The following is a 22,626-nucleotide window of genomic DNA, read 5'->3' on the forward strand; positions in this document are numbered from 1 at the left end:
TCAACCCGGTGCACGAGGCCGGCTCCAGCTACGCCTTGGCCGCGGTCAGGGCGCCCTGCAGCGATGATTTGAAGGCATTGCTGGTATAGGTGGCCCCAGAGACCGTGGAGATGCTGGCGCTTTGAGCGTTCAATGTGGACTGGCGCAGCTTGGGAATCGCGTTGGCGTTGATGCTCCCTGTCTCGCCGCCGGTGGGGTAGGTCGCGGTGACACTGGTAATCCGCCCGCCTGAAACGACGATGGTGACTTTGATGGTTCCGTACTTCTGGGTGACTCCAGGCCCGGCAAAGGTTCCGTCTTTGTATCCGGTCGCTGGCGGCCGTGTTGTCGGTGGTGTTGTTGGCCGGGCCGCCGCTGTGGTAGTGGCCGCGGTGGGCTGAGGCTGGCCTGGCGCGGATGTGGGGGCGGGTGCCGATGTCGCGCCATCTTGTGGCGTGGGCAGTGGCTCGGCCGAGGACTCGGTGCCCACTCCGGCGTCTGCCGCGGCGAATATGTCTTCGCCGCCCGGCTTCGCGGTTCCCATCTTCGCCGCGATCATGAGGCTGGTACCGAGCATGGTGCCGAATAGGGCGACAGTCGTGCGGCGCATGAGCGTTATCTCCATCGTTTCAGAATTCAAAGGGGTCGAGGTGGACTTGCCGTTTGGGGACGCGGACCTTGCGGAGCAAGGCGACAGAGGCATCGACTAGTCCTTGTGGGCCGCAGAGGAAGACGTCGCGGCGTGCCACGTCTGGCACGAGTTCCTTTAGCCCGCGCGGCGTAAACAGATGCTTCGGGCCGGGATCGTCTCGGTTGCCCAGGACGTACCAGACGTAGGCACCTCGTTGCCGGGCAAGCCAATCGAGTTCGTCGCGAAAGACAAGTTCACTAGCGGTGCTCGCGCGATAGATCAGAACCGTTCCCGGGGGAAGATCTTCGATGAGGGCGCGGATGGGGGCGATACCGCTGCCGCCCGCGATGAGCAGAGCGCGGCGCTTGACACTGCGGTCGGCGGTGAACACTCCTGATGGCCCTTCAGCGAATACCCGTACGCCGGGTTCAAGATGCTGCAGTTCCTGGGTGTGGTCTCCGACCACCTTCACCGTTAGGCGTAGCCACTCGCCGTTAGGGGCGGCTGAAAGCGAGAACGGGTGGGCTTGCCACCAGCATCCCCAGGTCAGAAAGCGCCATCGGAAGTATTGCCCGGCCCGCGCGTTGAGCCGGTCCAGTTTGCGCCCGCCGATGTAAATGGAAACCATGTCGGGCGCTTCAGGTGCCACCTGGACCACCCGAAGCCGGTGCCGCAGATTGAGGGCGAGCGGCCCGATGACCCGGCCCCAGATAAGGCAGGCGAGCACGAAGCCGTAGAGGGATTTCCAGAACCAGGCGCCGAATCCTGGCACCATCAGTTCCCGGCCGGCAGAAAACTGGTGTGCGTAGCCGAGAATGACAATCAGATAGCTTGTCGCGTGGAGGTAATACCACTTCTCGTAGGAGATTCTGCGGCGCAGCCAGCGAATCGACGTGACAGCGATGAGGATCAGCAGGATGGTGGCGGCTGATGCCGAGATCATGTCTATGTCCGATGTGGACATAGACCAAGCCTCTCGCAGGATCGGTATGTCGGCTCCGATCGCGTAGCCGACGATGGTCGTCACTACATGGACAAGGACGGCGGCGAAGACGTACGCGCCGAATTCCCGGTGCCAGATGAGAAGATCGTGTGCGCCGATCCAGCGTTCCAGCCAGCCGACGCGGCTCATTAACAGCAGCTGGAACAGCAGCACGAAGCCGCCGACCATGCCGGTGATTCGGCCGATAGCCAGGAGGACACCGGCTGTGTCCGTTATGGACTCACTAGGGGAGTTGAGCCACCACAGTTCAACGCTTGTCGCCAGGGTGAACCACAGAAGGATCAGGAAGAACGTCCGGCCGGCCGCGTATGGCCGTTGCCGTGCGGCAGCGGTGCCGGCGGGCACCTGTGGCAACTGCAAGGTGCGTGCCGGTGGGAGAGGTGTTTGCCGCCGGTGCGCGACGGCCGTCGATGGTTGCCGGGCGACAGCCAGCGCAGGCCCCTGATCGTAGATCCAGTGACCATCCGCCCATTCGGCGTCGAAGGAATGGCGGCCACGGGGACGCTCAGGGGCTTGTATTCTCCGGTGTCGGTCCATCGCGATAGTTGTTACCAGCGATTTCTTCGCCAGGGCAAGGCAAACGCCCGCTTTTGGGGCAGTCTTAAAGTTGCCTTGGGTGCCGCTTATATGTCGCAGTTACCGGCGGCGTAGCCGGGACCAGAATCCGCTGCTTGGCTCTTTCTGGCTGGGCTGGCAGTTGCCTGGACAGCGCTGCGATTTTGGCACTCCGGCGAGCACCTGCTCGACGTGGTTTCCGCAGCCCCGGTAGGTGGCTTTGCCGCAGGTGCGGCAAGTCGTTCGCTGGCACATTTTTGTCCTCCTGAGGGTTGCCGGTGTCTAAGTGGCGTGCGGCTGGTTCAGGTCCACTTCGCGGACCGCGGTGATGAGTTGTTCAAGCGCCTCGGCAGGGAGTGCGCCCGTCCTGCCTTAGCTGGCCGTGGCGAACGTGCTCGCCCAGGCCGCGTATCCGCCGATGAGGTCTGACACGTCGGTGTGGCCGTGGTGGCGCAGCAGGCTGGCCGCGACCGAGGACCGGTAGCCGCCGGCGCAGTGCACGACGGTGGGCACCCCGGCCGGGATTTCGCCGAGGCGGGCTGGCAGTTCCGCGAGCGGGATGTGTACCGATCCAGCGATGTAACCGAGTTCGCGCTCCGCCGCGTTGCGTACGTCGACGAGCACCGGTGCGTTTGGGCCCTTAAGTGCTTCGTGAAGGGCTACAGCGGTCAGCCGGCTGCCTGGCGTCATCGCCGGGGCCAGCTGGGCCAGGGAGCTTGACGGGTCTGCCAGGTAACCGGTGACGTGATCGAATCCGATGCGGGCCAGCCGGACCACAGTCTCCTTGGCGATGTCGTCGTCAGGGGCCACGACGAGCAGGGCCTGGTGGGGTTTGACAACGGTTCCGGCGGTTTCGGCGAACCGCCCGTCAGCAGGGACGTTGATGGACCCTTCTAGGTGTCCGGCGGCGAATTCATGTGGATCGCGAGCGTCAACCACGATGGCTCCAGATTGGCGTGCCTGCTGGAAGTCAGACGGGCTGAGTGAGCGGATCCGTGGAGTGAGGTCTAGCAGTGCGCGCGCTGAGCGGTTCAGCTTCGCGTCATAAGAGAAGTAACCCGGTGCGGCCGGCTGTCCGGCGGTTACCAGGGTGAGGAACTGTTCTTCGGTCATCGGAGCGCAGGCGTAGTTGGTGCGGCGCTGCTCGCCGATGGTGGACTGGCGTTCGGTCGACAGGTTTTTGCCGCAGGACGATCCGGCGCCATGTGCTGGAAAGACGCGAACACCGTCGGGCAAGCCCATCAGTTTGTGCTGAACGCTGTCGTAGAGCATCCGGCCGAGTTCGCTGGCCGTCACTCCGGCGGAGGCGAGCAGGTCGGGCCGCCCGACGTCGCCGATAAAGAGCGCATCGCCGGTCATGACGCCGTAGGCGACGGCATCGCCGGGGTGCTCGTAAACCAAGATGCTGATCGATTCCGGGGTGTGGCCAGGCGTCTCCATGATCTCCAAGGTGACCTCGCCGAGGCTGATCCGTTCACCGTCGCTGAGCTTTCGTATGCGGTATTCGGTGTCGGCGCGCTTTCCATAGCCGATCCACGCTCCGGTGGCGGCGGCGACTTCCAAATGCCCAGCGACGAAGTCGGCGTGAAAGTGCGTGTTGATGACGCCTTCGATGGTGAGCCCGCGGGCGCCGGCGTCGGCGAGATACTCAGCGATGTCGCGGCGCGGGTCAATGAGGACGGCCCGGCGGGTGGTCTCGTCGGCTACGAGGTATGACGCCTGCGACAGGCAATCCAGGTAGTACTGGGTGAACAACATGAGTTTTCTCCTGCGTTGGTAGTCCCGCCACATCTAACTTATATACCCCCCGGGGTATTTCCGGGTCATGGCGGGTGTGTGGAAGTTGGTGTACGAGTGTCAGGCGAGTAGTTGACCAGTCAAGACGCCAAGGCCCATGACGATGACGAACCAGCCGAATCCCCGGCGTAGCGCGCCCGGGTCGGCTCGCCCGGCTAACCGGGCACCGATCAAGCTTCCGGCGACGGCCAAGGCGGTGACGGAAAGGGTTAGGGGCCAGTCAATGGCGACGGAGTGAAGATATCCAGCCAGGGCGGCACCAGACTTGAGACTGATGACGAGAAGGCTGGTGCCGACGGCGGCGGGCATGGACAGGCCGCCAAGCAGAACCAGCGCCGGCACCACGAGGAACCCGCCGCCCGCCCCGACGAGCCCGGTAATCAGCCCGACGGCCGCGCCTTCAATCGCGATCTTCGCCAGCGGACGCCGGTGCACGGCAGCGGCCGCCGGAGCGGCGGTGCGGTTAGGTCGCAGCATGGCCACCGCGGTGACCAGCATCATCACGGCGAAACCAGCCAGCAGCACGTTCGCTGGCACGAAGGCGGCGATCCGGCCGCCAGCGTAGGCGCCGGCCATTCCAAATCCACCGAACAGGAGCCCCGTGCGCCAATGAACCCGTCCAGCACGCGCATGCGGGATGAGCGCCACCGCCGCGGTTACCCCGACAACAACCAAAGACATGGCGATGGCTGGTTTCGGGTCTACACCGGCGAGATAGATCAGTACCGGCACGGTCAGAATCGAGCCGCCGCCGCCGAGCCCGCCGAGGGCTAACCCGACCATCAAGGCAGCGGCCAGGGTTAGGAGCATCGCTGTGCTCACGGCCGCGATCCCGTTAGCTGGGCCAGGCTTGCCTCAATATCTACTTTGTACGTGGGGCGGTTGTAAGGCAGCCGGGACAGGAGCATCCCCATCGCGCAGGTGTTGGTTACGGCAGCGAAGGCAAGCCCGGCCCCGATCATTCCCGCGATGAAACGGGCCGGTGGCCACCACACGCTAACGAGGACAGCTAGGGCGACGATGGATCCTGCGGCCAGCCGAACCTGACGCTCCAGGCCCCAGCGCTGCCGGCCCCGGACAACGGCGCCTCCAGCCGCCGCCCAGGCATTCATGCCTCCTGATAGCACGGTTGTTGCGCTTAGCCCGGCCGCGGCCAGCTTGCGCTGGCACTGATCGGCTCGCGACCCCGCCTGGCACACCAAGACCATTTGCCCACCCGCATCGGTGACGATGCGTTCCAGGTGGAGGTCGACTTGGTCCAGCGGCAGGTTAATGGCGCCGGGAATGTGCACTCCTTCGAACTCCGCCGGAGTGCGGACGTCGATGACGAGAGTGTCCGGATTGGACTGCAGCAATGCCTGAACGGCCGCAACCTCGGTGGCTGTCATCCTAAACTCGCTTTCAAAATATACCCCTGGGGGTATGCGGAAGGCACGCATGTGCCAAAGAATTCGACTTTTTCATGCCGGGGTCGCGCCTAGCGTCACGCGATTGCCAGCGCCGGCCCAGGCTGCGGTGCCGCCGGTGACCGACCACGCGTCACGGCCAGCGCGGCGCAGCAGGCTCACAGCGATCTTGCTGCGATTGCCGCTGGCGCAAATCACCTGGACCCGCCCGGCTGGGACCTCGGCCAGCCTGGCCGTGAGGTCATCGAGCGGAATCGACAGGGCTCCAGGAACGTGACCCGACGCGTATTCCGCGTTGGTGCGCACGTCGATCACGGGGTCGCCCGCCTGGCGTGCGCGTGCGAAATCTGCTTGCGATATCTCCATCTTGCCTCCAAATTCCTATACCCCCAGGGGTATCGTGCAGGCCGGAAAAATGCGCCCAGGCCACTGGGCGCATTTTTCCGAAACTTAGTCAGGCGAGAGCCAGGAAGAGCTTTTCCAGTTCCGCCTCATCCATTGGCGGTTGTTCCCCACGCTCGCGCGCGGCCTGACAATGGCGCAACCCGGACGCGACGAGCTTGAACCCGGCCCGGTCGATCGCCTTCGAGACAGCAGCGAGCTGCGTGAGCACCTTCTCGCACTCCTCGCCGTCTTCGATCATGGAGATAACCGCTGCCAGCTGTCCCTGCGCCCGCTTCAGTCGCGTGTGCGCGTCACCAGCCAATGCCTCGTTCAAACGCATGTCTTCACGATACCCCCAGGGGTACCGCGCCGCATTGTGATTTCGTCCACCGGGCAGGGGCGCCATGCTATTGGCGTGCCATTGCCACCCGGAGACGTTCCTCGGGGCTGATCAAGTGGTCGGTGCCGGCCGGAGGTAACAGCTGTTCGATCGGCGGAAAACTGGTGTCAGGGTCCTTCGCGTCTAGGTGGTTACCCCTACATGGACCGGGTCTGCGATCGGCAGCTTCATTCGGCGCGCGAAATCCATGTCGCCCATTTGGTTCCCCCGTGCATCAAATGGAGTTCGTCCTTCAGGGCAAATAGGGTGGGTCATCGCCGAGGCGGTTATGTCTCAGCGGCAGGCAACGATAGGTCTTTTGGCACTTGCCGCGCAGCCGTTGATGTCTGAGGCTTGGGCCGTGGCGACACAGGCTAGCTGGGCGGGCGACTCTGCTGGGCGCCTGCCTTATGTGGACAACTTGAAGTGTCTTCTGGTCGCTGCGATCATTGCCGGTCACGGTGTTTTGAGCTATGCCGAATTCGATTGGTGGTCCTACGCCGATGTCCGTGAGGTTACCCTTTCCCGGGTGACGGTCGCTGTCCTCTTCGCGCTGGCCGCCCCGTTCGGGCTGTTCGCCGTTCCGTTGTTGTTCCTGGTGGCCGGGCTCCTGACACCGCCATCGCTGCGACGCAAAGGCGTCCGCCGGTATGTGCGTGACCGTCTTGTTCGCCTGGGGGTTCCGTTTGTCATCTTCGCCGTGGTGTTGTGGCCGCTGCTGGAGTATGGACTGTTCCGCTGGTACGGCCAGGCGCCTGGGCTGCGGGAATATCTTGCCGCCGAGGGAAGCCTTGACACTGGCGTCCTGTGGTTCGTGGGCGTTCTGCTCATCTTCTCTCTGGCCTATGCCGCATGGGTTCGGCTGTCGCCCCAGCCGGTTCGGTCAGCAAGCCGGGACTTACCCCTGACACACCTGTTTGGCCTTGCTGCCGCTGTAGCAGCCGGTTCATTCCTCGTGCGCCTGGTGGTTCCCCTTGAATCCGATAACAAGGTCATTGATTTGAATATGTCCCAGTGGCCAGCCTGTGCGGCGCTGTTTGGGCTGGGTGTCGCCGGATACCACCGGGGCTGGCTTTCGCGGGTGACGGAAAACGTGCGCAGGAAAAGCCGGACAGCAACGCTGATGGCGATAACTGCCTTCGGTGCCTTCGCCGTGGCCGGGGCGATATGGGGTGGAGTCACCGAGCAGACCTGGAGTGGTGGGTGGCGGTGGCCAGCTTTAGCGTTCGCGGCTATAGAAAGCATGCTTGCCATCTTCGGCGCGATCTGGTTTCTTGCCGCCGCACAACGGTTGCTGGACCGCGACTTTCGCTGGATTCGGCCCGCGGCGCGCCGCAGCGCGTACGGCGCATTCCTGTTGCAGGGCATAGTTTTGCTCGGGTTAGCCTTGGTGCTTAGGCCAGTACCGTTGGTGGCCGAAGCCAAGGCTGTCATCGTGGCGATGGGCGGAGTGGCCGGCTCCTTCTGGCTCGCCTGGCTCTTAATTCGCCGTTTCCCGATCGTGGCGCGCTTGCTTTAGCCCGTGCGCTGACAGCGAATGGCTAAGCGACGTGTCGTTCCTCGGCGTGGCCTGATCACGCATTGACGGTGCTGGCGAGAGATTGCCAGCACCGTCGCAAAGAATGGCTCGGCTCCATTTTGGACGGCCATCAGCGATATCTCAGGGGATTGCGTTCAGCGTCCGTTGCGCGACAGCTCTCGCTGGCGGGCTCCGGCTGGGCGTTGCTGTGGGCTGGCCGCGGCTGCCAGCACGTCGGCCAGGTGGTCGAAGTCGTTGTGTACCAGGCCAACGGTGACGCGTACGTGATCGGCGCCCAGGGGAGTGACTTGAAACGGTGCGCCCGGTGCGACCGCGATCCCGTGTGCCGCAAGGCTTAGCACGGCGGCTTCCTGGTTGTCGACTTGCATCCAGAGGTTGATGCCGTCACTGGCGCTGGCCGTCACACCGCGCGTGGCCAAAGCGGCCAGCATTGTTTCGCGGCGGCGAGCGTACTCGGCTCGCGCGCGCGTGACTTGCTTGATGCTCGCGGGGTCGGTCAGCAAGTGAACGAGAACGGCTTGGAGTAGCCGGCTTGACCAGCCAGGCCCTAGGAGCCGGCGGTCAGTGATGGAAGCCAGCAGGGAAGCGGGGCCGCCGATCGCGGCGAGTCTGAGGTCGGGGCCGTGGCTCTTGGAGAAACTGTGGATGCGCACTGTCTGATGCGGAAGGTGGCTACCGATGCTCACCGCTGGGGCGGTCGCGATGTCGCCGGCGTGGTCGTCTTCGACCACCCAGCATGGCGTACCCCCGAGGATTTTTGAAAGGTCGCGGGCACGCCGGGCCGTCATGCTTAACCCGGTGGGGTTTTGGGCTCGTGGCTGAAGGTAGAGCGCGACGGGCGAGCATTGCAATGCTGCCTTGAGCGTGTCCGGGCGGGGGCCGGATCCATCCACCGGGATCGGCACCGCGATCGCGCCCGCCGACTCGAGAAGGTCCAATGTGGCGGGAAACGTGGGGTTCTCCACCAGGACGTGATCGCCGAAGCGCACCAGGGCGCTGGTGATGCGGTCTTGTGCGTCGAGTGCGCCGTCCACAATGGTCAATTGCTCGGGGGAGTAGGGCCAGCGTTCCCGGAGCAGCTCTTCGAGCTGGGGCAGGACGGGCCGGTCGAGGTAGCTTGTGGTCGCTGGTGGTGCCTGGCCGATGTGGCGCAGGGCGCGGGTGAGGCTCGGCAGCAGATCGTGGTCGGGGATTCCGGTGGATAGATCCAGTGGCAGGGTGTCCGGGCTCGTGGAAAGCTTGGTGTAGCGCAGCCGCTGGCGCGGGTCAGCAGGTGCCAAAACGAAGGTGCCCGAACGGCCACGTGTCTGGATGATGCCTGCCTTGGTCAGGCTGGTCCATGCCTCACTAATGGTGGTGGGGCTGATGCCGAGGCGCTGTGCCACAGCACGCACGGTGGGAAGCCGGGTGCCGGCCGGGAGCTGGCCGCTGGTGATGAGGCGGCTTACGGCGGCGGCGATGCCACGGGCGCTGCGGTCGCTGACCGAGCCGGTGATCAAATCCAGCAAAATCTCTTCCTCCGATCGCCGCGAAACGTGCTTTGGTTATTGTCCGCCGCCATCTGTGTCACTAAAGTTTTACGTCATCTGACCCGTGTTGTAACCACTGTTCCGTCCAGTGATCTTTTCAAGAGCGCAGGGTAAAGCATTGAGGAGAAGATGGCCATGGCTAACCTGATCCGGGCAGCACTCGTGCAGACGAGCTGGACCGGCGACAAAGAGTCAATGATCAAAGCGCACGAAGAATACGCGCGCCAGGCCGCGGCGCAGGGCGCCAAAGTGATGTGCTTCCAGGAGCTGTTCTACGGCCCCTATTTCTGCCAGGTGCAAGACCCGCAGTATTACGCCTACGCCGAGTCTGTCCCCGGCCCGACCACTGAGCGGTTCCAGGCGCTAGCGGCCGAGCTCGGCATGGTGCTGATCCTGCCGATGTATGAACAAGAACAGCCCGGCGTCCTCTACAACACCGCCGCCGTGGTCGATGCCGACGGCAAATATCTCGGTAAATATCGAAAGAACCACATTCCTCAGGTCAAGGGATTCTGGGAAAAGTTCTATTTCAAGCCAGGCAATTTGGGGTACCCGGTATTCGACACCGCGGTCGGAAAAGTAGGTGTCTACATCTGCTACGACCGTCACTTCCCGGAAGGCTGGCGTGCGCTCGGCCTCAACGGCGCGCAGATCGTCTTCAACCCCAGCGCCACCAGCCGTGGCCTGTCGTCGTATCTATGGAAGCTGGAACAGCCGGCCTCAGCGGTCGCCAACGAATACTACGTGGGGGCGATCAACCGCGTCGGCATCGAATCCGAGATCGGCGACAACGACTTCTACGGCACGTCCTACTTTGTGGACCCTGAAGGCAAATTCGTCGGCGAGGTAGGCGATCCACACGCCCCGGAACTGATCGTCCGCGATCTGGACATGGATCTGCTGGCCACCGTGCGCGACCGGTGGGCCTTCTACCGTGACCGCCGCCCTGACGCCTATGGGGATCTGGTGAAGCCATGACCCTTCTGATCAAAGGCGGAACGGTCATCGGGCCGAGCGGCTCGATTCCGGCTGATGTGCTCGTCGACGGTGAGACGATCGCGGCCGTGTTCGCGCCGGGCCGTGCTCCCGACGTCGCACAGGTCATCGACGCGACGGGCAAGTATGTGATCCCCGGCGCGATTGACGCGCACACCCACATGCAGCTGCCGTTCGGCGGGACGTCGGCGAGCGACACGTTCGAAACAGGCACCAGGGCGGCGGCTTTCGGCGGCACGACGACGATTATCGACTTCGCTGTGCAGAAGACAGGCGAGGTTGTCCAGGATGGACTGGCGGCCTGGCACGAGAAGGCGGCGGGCAACTGTTTCGTCGACTACGGCTTCCACATGATTATCGGCGGGGTGGACGACGCTTCCCTCAAGGCCATGGACTCCCTGGTACGCGAAGAGGGGATCAGCAGCTTCAAGCTTTTCATGGCATACCCGGGCGTGTTCTATAGCGACGACGGCCAGATCCTGCGCGCGATGCAGAAGGCACGCGAAAACGGCTCCATGATTATGATGCACGCGGAAAACGGCCTCGCGATCGATGTCCTTGTCCAGCAAGCGCTCGCGCGCGGGGAAACCGATCCGGTCCATCATGGACTGACGCGGCCCGAGGCGCTGGAAGCCGAAGCGACCAGCCGGGCGATCTGGCTGGCGAGCGTGGCGGCTGACTGTCCGCTCTACATCGTGCACTTGTCGGCGAGCAAAGCCCTTGCGGCCGTGGCCGAAGCGCGCGACCGTGGGCGTAACGTCTTCGCCGAGACCTGCCCGCAATACCTCTATCTGACGCTTGAGGATCAGCTTGGCGCGCCTGGGTTCGAGGGCGCGAAGTGGGTCTGTTCGACGCCGTTGCGCAGCAAGCACGAGTCACACCGGGCCGACCTGTGGCAGGGCCTGCGTACCAACGATCTGTCCATCGTGTCCACCGACCACTGCCCCTTCTGCTTCAAAGACCAAAAGGAGCTGGGGCTCGGCGACTTCTCTAAGATTCCCAACGGGATCGGTGGTGTCGAGCATCGCGTGGATCTGCTCTACCAAGGTGTCGCCGACGGCAAGCTGTCGCTGGAGCGGTGGGTGGAAACGATCGCCACCACACCGGCCCGCATGTTTGGTCTCTACCCCCGCAAAGGGGTGATCGCGCCGGGCGCCGATGCCGATATCGTCGTCTATGACCCCAACGGGCGCACCAGGATCAGCGTGCAGACGCACCACATGAACATGGACCACTCCGCATACGAGGGTTATGAAATCGCGGGCAAGGTCGGCACTGTCATATCGCGGGGCGAAGTCCTTGTCGATGACGCTGGGGAGTTCCACGGCCGCAAGGGACGTGGCAAGTTCCTGCAGCGCGGGCTATCAAGTTACCTGATTTGAGGCGAGACCAATGAGGACGATCCCACACTGGATAAACGGGGCAACGGTCGAAGGCACCGGTGACCGGTCGCTGCCTGTCTTCGACCCGGCCACCGGGCTGCAGCAGGCGACGGTGATCGCGGCCACCGCGGCGGAGGTCGACGACGCTGTCAAGGCGGCGGCCGCGGTACAGCCAGAATGGAGGGCCGCCTCACTTTCCCGCCGTGCTGAAGTGGTCTTCCGCTTCCGCGAGCTGATTGACGCCCACCGCAAGGAAATAGCGCGCCTGCTTAGCTCAGAGCACGGCAAAACCGTTGCCGATGCCCTGGGCGAGGTCGCGCGCGGGCTGGAAAACGTGGAGTTCGCCGCTGGTGCGCCTGCCTTGCTCAAAGGTGGATTCACCGAGCAGGCCTCAACCGGGGTGGATGTCTATTCGATTCGCCAGCCGCTGGGCGTGGTCGCGGGCATTACCCCGTTCAACTTCCCGGCCATGGTTCCGTTGTGGATGTGCTGCACCGCCTTGGTCGCGGGCAACACATTCGTGCTCAAGCCGAGCGAGAAGGACCCATCGGTCAGTTTGCTGCTGGCCGATCTGTGGCGGCAGGCCGGCCTGCCCGCGGGCGCTTTCAACGTGATCCAGGGCGACAGAACCGCGGTCGATGCGCTACTTAGCCATCCTCAGGTGGAGGCGGTCAGCTTTGTCGGCTCGACCGCGGTGGCCCGTCACATCTACGAGACAGGAACCAAGGCTGGCAAACGGGTGCAGGCACTGGGTGGCGCGAAGAACCACATGGTGGTGCTGCCCGACGCTGACATCGCCGCCGCTGCTGATGCCGCCGTATCGGCCGGTTTCGGCTCGGCCGGGGAACGGTGCATGGCCGTGTCGGTTGTGGTGGCTGTGGGCTCGGTGGCCGATCCACTCGTGGCCGCGATCGCCGAGCGGATCCGTGAGATCAAGGTTGGCCCGGCCAGCGACCCGAATGCCGAAATGGGCCCGCTGATCAGCCGGGAGCACCGCGACCGGGTGGCGTCCTATTTGGACACTCAGCACGGGGAAGTAATCGTGGACGGCCGTGCGGCAGCGGTCAGCCAAGAGCCTGGCTTCTTCCTCGGGGCCTCACTCGTCGACAAGGTGCCCACGGATTCGCCGGTCTACACCGACGAGATCTTTGGCCCGGTGCTTTCCGTTGTGCGGGTCGACTCCTATGAGGAAGCGCTGGAGTTGGTTAATACCAACCCTTATGGCAACGGCACCGCCATCTTTACCCGCGATGGGGGAGCGGCCCGCCGCTTCCAGTACGAAGTCGTCTGCGGGATGGTCGGCATCAACGTTCCCATCCCGGTGCCGGTGGCGTATTACAGCTTCGGCGGCTGGAAGGCGTCACTGTTCGGGGACTTGCATATGTATGGGCCGGAAGGCCTGGCGTTCTATACCCGCACCAAGGTCGTCACGTCGCGGTGGCCGGATCCGGCCCTGTCCACGGTGGATCTCGGCTTCCCGAAAGTGAGGTGAGGGCATGGAATTCGGTGTTGTCTTCCAGCTCGACCCGCCCGCCAGCGACATCGTCAAGCTCTCGCAACAGGCCGAATCCTACGGGTTCAGCCACGTGTGGACGTTTGACTCACATCTGCTGTGGCAGGAACCGTTCGTTATCTACAGCCAAATCCTGGCTAACACTTCGCGAGTCATGGTAGGCCCGATGGTGACCAACCCCGGCACTCGTGATTGGACGGTCACCGCGTCACAGTTCGCCACGCTCAACGACATGTTCGGCAACCGCACGATTTGCGGGATCGGGCGCGGAGACTCGGCGATGCGTACGCTCGGGCTGCCGCCAACGAGCATCAGCCAGCTGCGCGACTGCGTGAAGGTGATCCGGGGCCTGGCCAACGGCGAAACGGTAACCTATAACGACCGCGAGCTTCACTTCCCGTGGATTAACAACGGAAAGCTGGAGGTGTGGGTTGCCGCCTATGGGCCTAAGGCGCTCGCCCTGACCGGTGAAGTGGGCGATGGTTACATTCTTCAGCTCGCCGACCCGGACATCGCCGCGTGGATGATCAAAGCGGTGCGGGTAGCGGCGGAGAAGGCCGGGCGGGACCCTGCCGCGATCAAGTTCTGTGTCGCGGCACCGGCCTACGTCGGCGACGACCTTGCCCATCAGCGCGACCAGACCCGGTGGTTCGGTGGCATGGTCGGCAATCACGTGGCCGACATCGTTTCCCGTTACGGTGACTCAGGATTGGTGCCCACGGCACTGACCGACTACATCCGCGGGCGCGACGGATATGACTACTCACAGCACGGCCGAGCCGGAAACACGCACGCCGACTTCGTTCCCGACGATATTGTCGACAGGTTCTGCATTCTTGGCCCGGCCGAGGCACACGTGGAGAAGCTGCTCGCCTTGAAGGAACTCGGTGTCGACCAGTTCGCGCTCTACCTGCAGCACGACGACAAGGAACACACGCTTGCGGCCTATGGCGAGCAGGTCATGCCCGCCATAGCTCAGCGTCCCGTGTAGTGCTGGTCGGCGATGTCGAGGACCTCGTCGAGGATGTCCAATCCGAGATCGAGGTCCTCAGGCGTCGTGACAAGTGGTGGCACGACGTGGATGCGGTTGAAGTGAGCGAACGGCCACAGGCCACGTTCCTTGCACGCCGCCACGATCGCCGCCATCGGGGCCGCGTCAGGACCGGAAGCGTTGAAGGGAACCAGCATTTCGCGGGTGTCGCGGTCACGCACGAGCTCGATCGCCCAGAACATGCCCAGTCCCCGGACTTCGCCGATGCTGGGGTGGCGGTCTTGCATCTTGGTCAGGCGCGGCCGCACGAGTTCTTCACCGATCCGGCGCGTACGCGCGATCAGGTCCTCGTCGCGCATGACGGTGATCGCGGCGACGGCTGCCGCGCAGGCGAGTGGATGCCCTGAGTACGTTAGGCCGCCCGGATACACGCGGTTGGCGAAGGTCTCGCGTACCCTCGGGCCCAAAATGACCCCACCGAGCGGCACATAGCCGGAGTTCACTCCCTTGGCGAAGGTGATCAGATCCGGGACTACCTCCCAGCGGTCTGCGGCGAACCACTCGCCGCAACGGCCGAATCCGCTCATCACCTCATCGCAGATCAGCATGATGCCGTGCCGGTCGCAGCGCTCCCGCAGCCCGGCCAGATAGCCGTCTGGGGGAACGAGAATGCCGTTGGTGCCCACCACGGTCTCGAGCAGAATCGCCGCGACCGTGTGCGGGCCTTCGAGCATCAGCACTTCGTCGACGTGGGCCAGCGCGCGGGCGCACTCCTCCTCGGGTGAGGAGGCGTAGAACGACGACCGGTAGGGATACGGCCCGGTGAAGCGCACGACACCATGCATGGCGGGCTCGCTGGGCCAGCGGCGCGGGTCACCGGTCAGCGTGATCGCCCCGTTGGTGGCGCCGTGGTAGGAGCGGTACTGGCTAAGGACTTTGTTGCGGCCCGTGGTGAGCCGGGCCATCCGGATGGCGTGCTCGTTGGCCTCAGCACCGCCGTTGGTGAAGAACACATGGCTCAGGTCGCCGGGTGCGATCTCGGCGATTAGCCGGGCTGCCTCGCTGCGGGCGGCGTTGGCGAAGCTGGGCGCGACCGTGCACAGCGCTGCGGCCTGCTCCTGAATCGCGCTCACGACGCGTGGGTGCTGGTGGCCAAGGTTGAGGTTGACCAGCTGGGAGGAGAAATCCAGGTAGCGTTTGCCGCTCTCGTCCCAGAACCAGCTGCCCTCCCCGCCAGCGATCACGGTGGGATCAAGACTGTCCTGCGCCGACCAGGAGTGGAACACGTGCGCACGGTCGTCACGGTATGCCTGTGAACTGGAAGCCATGAGCTGACGTTAATCACACAGATAGCACCGGACAATAGAAACGCGCGGAGATTCTGCGGCCCATTCACCCAGGCCATCGGCTGAACATCCCCGCAAGAAAACTCCCGCCTTCGCGGTCTAGCCAGGGCCGGTGGCGCATTTACGTTTTACGATGAGTTCGGCGGAGTGAGCCGCTCGGGGGATGCGGGACGCGGGGCCGGTAACCTGCACGAGGCCGGGGTGCCGGTCTGGTACGACTTCGAGATCGAGACGGGTGAGTCCTTCTCTCAGCGAATCGCGGCCGCTTTCGACACGCGTGCCGCACGATTCCTCGCGCGTGTGCCTCACATGACCAGCCACCGGCGAGGTGCCAGACAGCGGAACCGTCTAATCAGGACACGGCCTGGACGCCGGCCAAACTTCGTCGCGCCGGTTTGCGCCGTTCTCGCGGACGCGTTCCGGCATCCTGCGCGGACGGACTCGGCATCGCCACGGGCTCTGCGCGGCGGCACCCCATCGCCGTGCTCCTCAGATGTAGCGCGTCGATGCGTGCATGTCGATGTCGGACAGTCCGGGAGGCGCCGCTGCGGTAAAGTACGACCGGTCGCGCGGGGGTCTTTAGATGCACGCTGTCCTTCAGGGTGCATATACCCCTGGTGAAGGTTCATGACTGTTACACCAGCCCGTGTGCTGGCGGTGATCGGGGCGGCTGTCACCGTCGGAGTGATAGCGCAGCTTCTGCATGGCGATTATCCGCTCGCCGCGACCGTGCTGGATGACAGCGCCCAGCTGCTGGCGGGCCTGGCGGCGGTGGTGAGCTGTTTCTGGAATGGCTGGCGATCGCACGGTCCACACCGGACCTGGCGGGTGCTGGTGGGGATCGGCTTCACCGGCTGGTCGGCTGGCATGGCGATATGGGCCTGGTACCGGATCTTCGGCAACATCGGATTGCCATCGCCTTCGCTGGCTGACGCAGGTTACCTGACCCTGCCGGTGTTCGCCTTTATCGCGTTGCTTGTCCTGGCGGCGAACAGGCCGTGGCGTCCGCCGCACGCGGTGCTCATCCTCGACGCGTTGGTCGTGGTGGGGTCCCTGTTCATCATCACCTGGGCCACCGCGCTAGGTGCTGTCGTGCGGACGGGGGCGCCGACGCCGGCCGCGTTCGCGGTGGCTATCGCCTATCCGGTTTCTGACCTCGTCCTCGTTACCATCATGGTGCTCATGGTGGTCTTCGGCCGTAGCAATCCCCGGCAGATGCCCGCTCTGCTGACCTTGGTGCTGGGCCTGGTGGCACTGTCCATTTCAGATAGCTTCTTCGCCTATTTGGTCAGCCGGGGAGCAGAAGAGATGCCCCCCATTCTGGACATCGGTTTCATCGTGGGCCCGGCACTGGTCGCGTTGGCCGCCACCGATCGCCCTAGCCGGCGCAATGATGACAGCGGTCGCGACAGAGTGTATGAGCTGGCCTATCTCCTGCTGCCCTACGTGCCGCTGGCGGGCACGGGCCTGCTTATCTCCGTGCAGCTTTTGACCGGTGGGCATATAGACATGGCCGAGAAGGTCGTGGGACTGCTCGTGATCTTCATGGTGGTCGCCCGGCAGCTGATCACGTTGCTGGAGAACCGGATGCTTCTGGAACGTGTGCGCTACGGGCAAGCACGCCTGGAGTATCAAGCGTTCCACGATCCGCTGACGGGCCTTGCCAACCGGGCGCTTTTCCACGATCGCCTAGCGGCCGCGGTCCAGGCCCACCGCCACAAGCAGGTGCCGGTCGGGCTGCTGTTCGTCGATCTCGACGACTTCAAGGTGGTCAACGACAGTTTCGGCCACGCCACTGGCGATATTGTGCTGCGAGGTGTGGCCGACCGCATCCGCGCCTGTGTGTCCGATGTGGATGTTGTCGCGCGTTTGGGTGGAGATGAGTTCGCGATTCTGCTGCGCAGCGACCTGCAGCCCGATGAGGCAGGCGAGCGGATCAGTGCCGCGCTGCGGTTGCCGTTTCGCCTCGGCGAGCGTCAAGTCACCGTCGGTGCCAGCATCGGTGCCGCTGTCACGAAGGACCCAGAGCCGAATCTGACAGCCGATACGCTGCTCAATCGCGTGGATGCCGCGATGTACCGCGGCAAGCGAAACGGCAAGGGCATTCTGACGATCTACCACAACGATCTCGCCGACTGGGCTGACCCTGACCTGCCGGCGCTGCTGGCGGCCGCGATCCGGGGAGAGGAGCACGCCGGCCCGATCGAGGTGCACTACCAGCCGATCGTGCGGCTCGGTGACGGGGTCACGGTGGCGGTCGAGTCGCTCGCCCGCTGGACCAGCCCGCAGCTCGGGCAGGTCCCGCCTCTCGTTTTCGTCGCGGCCGCCGAACGTGCTGGGCTGATCGGCGCACTGGACGATCTGGTACTGGAGACAGCTTGCCGGGAGACAGCCAAACTGGCTGGCCTTCAAGTTCACGTCAATATTTCGGCCGGACGGCTCGGCTGTCCGCAGCTGGAGGCAAGTGTGCGCGATACGTTGGCGCGCTACGGTTTCAGCGGCGGCCGGCTTGTGCTGGAGATAACCGAGACCAGCCGCATCCCCGATCTAGAGGCAGCGGCACAATCCGCGCAACGGTTGCGTGACCTCGGGGTCAGCGTGGCTATCGACGATTTCGGCACCGGCTACAGCACTCTGGCCTATCTGCATACCCTGCCGGTAGACACCGTGAAGCTTGACTACATGTTCATCACCCCGGCCGCGCACCCAGAGCGCGGGGAGGCGATCGGCCAGTCGGTGGTCTCGATCTCGCACGCCCTGGGGATCACCGTCATCGCCGAGGGAGTGCAAACTCCGGCCCAGGTGGCAACCCTGACCCGCTGGGGCTGCACCCTGGGCCAGGGCTACCTGTATGGACGGCCTGCTCCGCTGAGCGAGCTGCGGCTCATTGCGGCGGAATCAGTCCAAAGATCGTCGCTGTAGAGCCAGATCCGTTCTTGTTGCGTGTTCCGCCAACAAGCACCCACGCCCCGGCCGGCGGCAGCTGCCCGAGGTTGGCGAGGTTCTCCAGGCTGATGCGGTGCTTGTCGTAGAGCAACGTCGAGACCGGAAAGGTCTCGTCGATACCGAGATCGGGGCCGAAAGTATCGGTGCCCAGCGCTCCCCGTGCCGCGAGCCGCCCCGTCTCGATGAGCCACTCGGCAGCCGGCACGCTAAAGCCCGGCTGATGGATCACGCCGTTCGCGTCGAGGTTCGCGTAGGCGGGCGTCCCCCAGCGCCGCTCCCAGCCGGTCCACGCGATCACAGCGGCACCGCGAGGAATCCGGCCATACCGGTGTTCCCAGGCCCGCAGATCGTCCACCGTGACCGCGTAGTCGGCGTTGGCCGCCGCCTTGTGCCTGACGTCGACCTTCACCGCTGGGAGGAACAGGTCACGTGGGTCAAGCTGATCCGCCGACAGGCCGCCCTCCTGGAAATGGTTCGGCGAACCCCAATGGCTGCCTGTGTGCTCGCCCTCCATGACGTACTGCATATAGAAGCCGTCGTTGGGCACGGTGGCCATAGTCTCCAGCGTGAACTCTGGATCGCCCGGAAACATGCTGGTGGTTGCCGGATCGTTGACATGGGACAGAAAAACCAGGCCGAGCCGGTCCAGCCGCATACGGTCACTTGCGGCGTATGCCGGTTCTGCGGTCATTGCCGCGGCCAGTCCGGCACCCGCGCCAATCATTACCTGCCGTCGATGCATCCGTACATCCTGTCCCGTCGGCGTTTTGGCGGCAACCTTCGCTGGTGAGCACCGCCGAGCGTCCTTAGTGGACGGACTTCTATCCGCAGTAGCGGCGTGTCAGTATGCGGCCTCGATGATGGCGCCAGGTTTCCCGAGCCGGTCGCTGAGAATGTCAACGGTCAAATACTTGCCGTTCGTATTGCGGACGACGCAAATCTTTTTGTCAGCCTGGGTTTGACAGGTCGTTCCCTCGACTTGCCATCCGCTGGAGGGGAGCCCCGCAGCTCTCATCTTTAACACAACGGCTTGCCCAGCCAGATCGGTTTGCTGATCGGCTTCGCCATCAACCCACGCCGTGATGAACAGGTTGGTGTAGGTCTTGGCAACGGTGGGATAGGGCGAAGGTGGTGGAGTCGTAGTTTTGACCGGTGCTGGGGAGTTCTTAGCTGATGAGGGTGTCTGGCTGACTGGCGCAGGCGTTTGGGTGGCTGAGGGTGTGGCTCCGGCGCCAACGGGCGAAGGCGGCAGGCTATCCCGCCCGAGCAGGTTGTCTCCAAAGAGGAGAGCAATAACGGCGATCACCACACTGACCGCCGACAGGGCGACGCCAACAACTGCCTTGTCCCGTTTTTGCATGCCCCCGCCTAACTAACTCAGCCCACCGACAAGTACACGAGCGCGCACCCGCCATATTAGGTAAAGGAGTCGATCAATTCCATCCGCCGTCACCCCGGAGGGCCGGTGAAGATCTGGTCATAGGACGGCGGGTCTGGACTTGCTTTCGTCATGGTATTTTGCTGGTACGCGCTTCGGCGCGGGCGAGGCCGAGAGGCGCTGCGACGGATGGTTTATCCGCCACGCTCGGCTCGTCATCATCCGCAAGGGCGCCTCCGGTCGAGGAGGTGCCTTTCGTGTTCTTAGGGACCGCTCGATCGGACTTCATCGGAGAAGCAGCCGGAATAGGAATGCCGGCTGGGAAGGAAGACCATGAGCGTGAAGCTGCAAACCCTCAACGGCATCGAGTTCGCGGTGGCGGACCTGGCCCTAGCTGAGGCGGGCCGGCATCAGATTCGGCTGGCCGAGCATGAGATGCCGGGCTTGATGGCCACACGGCGGGAATTCGCTGCGGCACAGCCGCTTCGCGGTGCCCGGATCGCGGGGTCGCTGCACATGACTGTCCAAACCGCGGTGTTGATCGAGACCCTTGTCGCGCTCGGCGCGCAGGTGCGCTGGGTGTCGTGCAACATCTTCTCCACACAGGACGAAGCCGCCGCGGCGGTCGTCGTCGGGCCCTCCGGCACGGTGGACGAGCCTGCTGGTACCCCCGTATTCGCCTGGAAAGGCGAGACGCTCGCCGAGTATTGGTGGTGCACTCAGCAGCTGTTCGACTTCGGTGATGGCCTCGGGCCGAACATGATGGTTGACGACGGCGGAGACGCCACGATGCTGGTGCATATGGGCGTTGAGTGCGAGGCGGCAGGTGTCGCCCCGGCCGCGACCGCTGACGATCACGCTGAACACCAGCTGATCGTGCAGATCCTGAGCGATAGCCTTGCCGAGGACAGCAAGCGGTTCACCCGCGTCGCCGCCGGAATCCAAGGCGTCACTGAGGAAACCACCATCGGGGTGACCCGGCTCTACCGGCTGGCCCGCGAAGGCAGGCTGCTGTTTCCGGCGATCAACGTCAATGATTCGGTGACGAAGTCCAAATTCGACAACAAGTACGGCATCCGGCACTCTCTGGCCGACGGACTCAACCGGGCGACCGACGTGATGCTCGCCGGGAAGCTAGCGGTGGTATGCGGCTACGGCGATGTCGGCAAGGGCGCGGTGGAATCGTTGCGCGGGCAGGGCGCACGGGTCGTAGTGACCGAGATCGACCCGATCTGTGCGCTGCAGGCGGCGATGGAAGGCCTGACGGTAGTGCGGCTCGATGAGGTGATCGCTGACGCGGACATCGTCATCACCGCGACCGGTGGCGTCGATATCGTTATGGCAGAAGACATGGCGCGGATGAAGCACAATGCGATCCTCGGCAACGTCGGCCATTTCGATACCGAGATCGACATGGCGGGGCTCGCCCGGATCCCGGGCATCCAGCCAGTCGAGATCAAGCCACAGGTGCACGAATGGCGTTTCCCTGACGGGCACTCGGTCATCGTGCTGTCCGAGGGCCGGCTGATGAACCTGGGTAACGCGACCGGTCACCCGAGTTTCGTGATGTCCAATTCGTTCACCAACCAGGTCCTGGCGCAGATCGAGCTCTTCACCAAGCCGGGCTCTTACGGTACGGCCGTTCACATGCTGCCCAAGTATCTGGACGAGAAGGTTGCCCGGCTGCACCTGGATGCGGTCGGTGCGCATCTGACGACGCTGACTCCGCGTCAGGCCGAGGACCTCGGTGTTGACGTGGACGGTCCGTATAAGGCAGACCATTACCGGTATTAGGCCCTGCCGATGCGGCCCGTTCAGCCAGAGCGGGCCGCACCCCGGGCGGGGCGGTGTCTGGTATGTGCCAGTGTGTCCTAAGCGGACAGTAACGTGGGCCGGGATTGGGCGGCTAGGATCGCCGCGTGGATCTGGAAGACATCGCTGGCCGGCTTGGGGTTCCCGTCGAAGAGATCGAGCGTGTGCACGAGCTAGCCGATGGGGTGCGGTCGGTTCCGTTGCCACGCAAGGCCGATGCGCCCGCGCTCCTCGACCGGCTCGCGGTGGCGCCGGAGGATGCCGCTGAGATCATGATGGGCTGGCCCGATCTCGACTCTCCTTTGTGGACTCCGGAGTTGCGCTGGCTTCTTGACCGTTCGATCGCCTTGGTCCGTGCCGACCTTGGGGGCCACGGCTGGCTGCCGCCCGGGCCGGAGCTGCCACGCGAACGAGGTGTTGCGTGGCGGCATCTATACGTCTACGCGTACTTGGCATTGACCGACGTTGTCATGGCATATCACCGTGACCACGGCGTCGCCGATTCGGTGTCGTGGGCGACACTTGCCGACCTCGGACGCAACCTCGCGATCGACAGGCGGATGCATGGTGAAGGCTGGCCGGTTATGCAGAGCTGGCTGACACTGCACGCGCGTGGCGGGGTATTCGAGCTCGGCCGGCTTCAGCACGAGCGCGGCGACACCATTGGCTTGCACATCCCCGAGGCAGGGCCGCTGACCCCACAGGCGGTATCGGCGTCGCTCGACCAAGCGCGTGCGTTCTTCCCGCGCCACTTTCCCGGCGAGCACTACACGGCGTTCTCGTGCGGCTCGTGGTTGCTCGACCCGCAGCTCCTGGAGTACCTGCCGGCTGACTCCAACATCGCCCACTTTCAGCAGAGGTTCGAACTCGAGCCCTACGAGGAGCCGGAAGGGATAGACGCCGACGTCGAGGTGCGGCGGTTCGTCTTTCGCTCGCTGAGCACGCCGCTCGACGAGCTGCCTCGCCGCACCGCACTCCAGCGCGCGGTGCTCGACCATTGGAAAGCTGGCCGCCACTGGTATTGGCGCCGCGGCCTTTTCCCGGTGTAGCACGGACGCC

19 protein-coding genes are annotated in these 22,626 nt (G+C 64.2%); 8 read left to right on the top strand and 11 right to left on the bottom strand.

What is annotated here, in order from left to right; all coding sequences use genetic code 11:
* Window positions 1-28: 28 nt before the first annotated feature.
* The 7 genes from A3E1_RS38600 to A3E1_RS0103000 all read right to left on the bottom strand — a co-directional run bounded on the left by A3E1_RS38600 (window position 29) and on the right by A3E1_RS0103000 (window position 6,095).
* The gene (locus tag A3E1_RS38600) at window positions 29-604 is read right to left on the bottom strand and encodes an FMN-binding protein (protein WP_020519251.1); all 576 of its coding nucleotides are present in this window, start codon (window positions 602-604) and stop codon (window positions 29-31) included.
* Window positions 605-608: 4 nt separating this feature from the next.
* Window positions 609-1,958 carry a ferredoxin reductase family protein gene (locus A3E1_RS0102975; protein ID WP_169454358.1) on the bottom strand — a complete coding sequence of 450 codons (1,350 nt, stop codon included), beginning with the start codon at window positions 1,956-1,958 and terminating at the stop codon, window positions 609-611.
* A 582-nt stretch (window positions 1,959-2,540) separates the two neighbouring features.
* Complete coding sequence (locus A3E1_RS0102980; protein ID WP_020519253.1) at window positions 2,541-3,926, bottom strand: MBL fold metallo-hydrolase; 1,386 nt, start codon at window positions 3,924-3,926, stop codon at window positions 2,541-2,543.
* Window positions 3,927-4,025: 99 nt separating this feature from the next.
* Complete coding sequence (locus A3E1_RS0102985; RefSeq protein WP_020519254.1) at window positions 4,026-4,787, bottom strand: sulfite exporter TauE/SafE family protein; 762 nt, start codon at window positions 4,785-4,787, stop codon at window positions 4,026-4,028.
* On the bottom strand, window positions 4,784-5,353 hold the full coding sequence (locus A3E1_RS0102990) for a rhodanese-like domain-containing protein (protein WP_020519255.1): 570 nt from the start codon (window positions 5,351-5,353) through the stop codon (window positions 4,784-4,786). The genes A3E1_RS0102985 and A3E1_RS0102990 overlap by 4 nt, the downstream gene beginning before the upstream one ends.
* Window positions 5,354-5,425: 72 nt before the next feature.
* The gene (locus A3E1_RS0102995) at window positions 5,426-5,737 is read right to left on the bottom strand and encodes a rhodanese-like domain-containing protein (RefSeq protein WP_020519256.1); all 312 of its coding nucleotides are present in this window, start codon (window positions 5,735-5,737) and stop codon (window positions 5,426-5,428) included.
* Between the two features lie 88 nt (window positions 5,738-5,825).
* Complete coding sequence (locus A3E1_RS0103000; protein WP_020519257.1) at window positions 5,826-6,095, bottom strand: metal-sensitive transcriptional regulator; 270 nt, start codon at window positions 6,093-6,095, stop codon at window positions 5,826-5,828.
* 382 nt (window positions 6,096-6,477) lie between these two features.
* Between A3E1_RS0103000 and A3E1_RS0103005 the strand changes: the two genes are divergently transcribed.
* Window positions 6,478-7,653 (top strand): acyltransferase family protein, encoded by a 1,176-nt coding sequence (locus tag A3E1_RS0103005; RefSeq protein ID WP_157631273.1) that lies wholly within the window; start codon window positions 6,478-6,480, stop codon window positions 7,651-7,653.
* A gap of 155 nt (window positions 7,654-7,808) precedes the next feature.
* Here A3E1_RS0103005 and A3E1_RS0103010 read toward each other — a convergent pair whose 3' ends face one another.
* Window positions 7,809-9,182, bottom strand: coding sequence for an aminotransferase-like domain-containing protein (locus A3E1_RS0103010; RefSeq protein ID WP_020519259.1), 1,374 nt, complete (start codon window positions 9,180-9,182; stop codon window positions 7,809-7,811).
* A 156-nt stretch (window positions 9,183-9,338) separates the two neighbouring features.
* On the opposite strand from A3E1_RS0103010, the gene A3E1_RS0103015 reads away from it, so the two are divergent.
* From A3E1_RS0103015 to A3E1_RS0103030, 4 genes are read left to right on the top strand one after another with little or no spacing between them, the layout of a single operon-like run.
* Window positions 9,339-10,181 carry a nitrilase-related carbon-nitrogen hydrolase gene (locus A3E1_RS0103015; RefSeq protein ID WP_026208031.1) on the top strand — a complete coding sequence of 281 codons (843 nt, stop codon included), beginning with the start codon at window positions 9,339-9,341 and terminating at the stop codon, window positions 10,179-10,181.
* Complete coding sequence (hydA, locus tag A3E1_RS0103020; RefSeq protein ID WP_020519261.1) at window positions 10,178-11,581, top strand: dihydropyrimidinase; 1,404 nt, start codon at window positions 10,178-10,180, stop codon at window positions 11,579-11,581. Before A3E1_RS0103015 ends, hydA begins: the two co-directional genes overlap by 4 nt.
* 10 nt (window positions 11,582-11,591) lie before the next feature.
* Complete coding sequence (locus A3E1_RS0103025; RefSeq protein WP_020519262.1) at window positions 11,592-13,073, top strand: CoA-acylating methylmalonate-semialdehyde dehydrogenase; 1,482 nt, start codon at window positions 11,592-11,594, stop codon at window positions 13,071-13,073.
* A 4-nt stretch (window positions 13,074-13,077) separates the two neighbouring features.
* Entirely contained in the window at window positions 13,078-14,085 is a 1,008-nt protein-coding gene (locus tag A3E1_RS0103030) for a TIGR03842 family LLM class F420-dependent oxidoreductase (RefSeq protein WP_020519263.1), read from the top strand.
* Here the strand turns inward: A3E1_RS0103030 and A3E1_RS0103035 are convergent.
* Window positions 14,070-15,413, bottom strand: coding sequence for an aspartate aminotransferase family protein (locus A3E1_RS0103035; RefSeq protein WP_020519264.1), 1,344 nt, complete (start codon window positions 15,411-15,413; stop codon window positions 14,070-14,072). The genes A3E1_RS0103030 and A3E1_RS0103035 overlap by 16 nt on opposite strands.
* Before the next feature lie 645 nt (window positions 15,414-16,058).
* On the opposite strand from A3E1_RS0103035, the gene A3E1_RS38605 reads away from it, so the two are divergent.
* Window positions 16,059-18,353 carry a putative bifunctional diguanylate cyclase/phosphodiesterase gene (locus A3E1_RS38605; RefSeq protein WP_083929330.1) on the top strand — a complete coding sequence of 765 codons (2,295 nt, stop codon included), beginning with the start codon at window positions 16,059-16,061 and terminating at the stop codon, window positions 18,351-18,353.
* On the opposite strand, the gene A3E1_RS0103045 is transcribed toward A3E1_RS38605, so the two are convergent.
* Both A3E1_RS0103045 and A3E1_RS0103050 read right to left on the bottom strand, forming a co-directional pair.
* Window positions 18,316-19,119, bottom strand: a complete 804-nt coding sequence (locus tag A3E1_RS0103045) for a cyclase family protein (protein WP_040390325.1) — start codon at window positions 19,117-19,119, stop codon at window positions 18,316-18,318. The two genes, A3E1_RS38605 and A3E1_RS0103045, sit on opposite strands and share 38 nt — an antisense overlap.
* A 99-nt stretch (window positions 19,120-19,218) precedes the next feature.
* Window positions 19,219-19,737, bottom strand: a complete 519-nt coding sequence (locus A3E1_RS0103050; RefSeq protein WP_020519267.1) for a hypothetical protein — start codon at window positions 19,735-19,737, stop codon at window positions 19,219-19,221.
* A 351-nt stretch (window positions 19,738-20,088) separates the two neighbouring features.
* Here A3E1_RS0103050 and ahcY point away from each other — a divergent pair, with 351 nt between their 5' ends.
* Together ahcY and A3E1_RS0103060 are read left to right on the top strand one after the other, a co-directional pair.
* Window positions 20,089-21,549, top strand: coding sequence for an adenosylhomocysteinase (ahcY, locus tag A3E1_RS0103055; RefSeq protein WP_020519268.1), 1,461 nt, complete (start codon window positions 20,089-20,091; stop codon window positions 21,547-21,549).
* A gap of 125 nt (window positions 21,550-21,674) precedes the next feature.
* Window positions 21,675-22,616, top strand: a complete 942-nt coding sequence (locus A3E1_RS0103060; RefSeq protein WP_020519269.1) for an acyltransferase domain-containing protein — start codon at window positions 21,675-21,677, stop codon at window positions 22,614-22,616.
* Window positions 22,617-22,626: the final 10 nt, after the last annotated feature.

Source organism: Catelliglobosispora koreensis DSM 44566, assembly GCF_000379685.1.
Taxonomy (GTDB): Bacteria; Actinomycetota; Actinomycetes; order Mycobacteriales; family Micromonosporaceae; genus Catelliglobosispora; species Catelliglobosispora koreensis.

Excerpts from the sequence above, each read along its gene's own strand:
- A3E1_RS38600 (WP_020519251.1), bottom strand. The coding sequence starts at position 604 with ATGGAGATAACGCTCATGCGCCGCACGACTGTCGCCCTATTCGGCACC.
- A3E1_RS0102980 (WP_020519253.1), bottom strand. The coding sequence starts at position 3,926 with ATGTTGTTCACCCAGTACTACCTGGATTGCCTGTCGCAGGCGTCATAC.
- A3E1_RS0102990 (WP_020519255.1), bottom strand. The coding sequence starts at position 5,353 with ATGACAGCCACCGAGGTTGCGGCCGTTCAGGCATTGCTGCAGTCCAAT.
- A3E1_RS0102995 (WP_020519256.1), bottom strand. The coding sequence starts at position 5,737 with ATGGAGATATCGCAAGCAGATTTCGCACGCGCACGCCAGGCGGGCGAC.
- A3E1_RS0103000 (WP_020519257.1), bottom strand. The coding sequence starts at position 6,095 with ATGCGTTTGAACGAGGCATTGGCTGGTGACGCGCACACGCGACTGAAG.
- A3E1_RS0103005 (WP_157631273.1), top strand. The coding sequence starts at position 6,478 with ATGTCTGAGGCTTGGGCCGTGGCGACACAGGCTAGCTGGGCGGGCGAC.
- A3E1_RS0103015 (WP_026208031.1), top strand. The coding sequence starts at position 9,339 with ATGGCTAACCTGATCCGGGCAGCACTCGTGCAGACGAGCTGGACCGGC.
- hydA (WP_020519261.1), top strand. The coding sequence starts at position 10,178 with ATGACCCTTCTGATCAAAGGCGGAACGGTCATCGGGCCGAGCGGCTCG.
- A3E1_RS0103025 (WP_020519262.1), top strand. The coding sequence starts at position 11,592 with ATGAGGACGATCCCACACTGGATAAACGGGGCAACGGTCGAAGGCACC.
- A3E1_RS0103030 (WP_020519263.1), top strand. The coding sequence starts at position 13,078 with ATGGAATTCGGTGTTGTCTTCCAGCTCGACCCGCCCGCCAGCGACATC.
- A3E1_RS0103035 (WP_020519264.1), bottom strand. The coding sequence starts at position 15,413 with ATGGCTTCCAGTTCACAGGCATACCGTGACGACCGTGCGCACGTGTTC.
- A3E1_RS38605 (WP_083929330.1), top strand. The coding sequence starts at position 16,059 with ATGACTGTTACACCAGCCCGTGTGCTGGCGGTGATCGGGGCGGCTGTC.
- A3E1_RS0103045 (WP_040390325.1), bottom strand. The coding sequence starts at position 19,119 with ATGCATCGACGGCAGGTAATGATTGGCGCGGGTGCCGGACTGGCCGCG.
- A3E1_RS0103050 (WP_020519267.1), bottom strand. The coding sequence starts at position 19,737 with ATGCAAAAACGGGACAAGGCAGTTGTTGGCGTCGCCCTGTCGGCGGTC.
- ahcY (WP_020519268.1), top strand. The coding sequence starts at position 20,089 with ATGAGCGTGAAGCTGCAAACCCTCAACGGCATCGAGTTCGCGGTGGCG.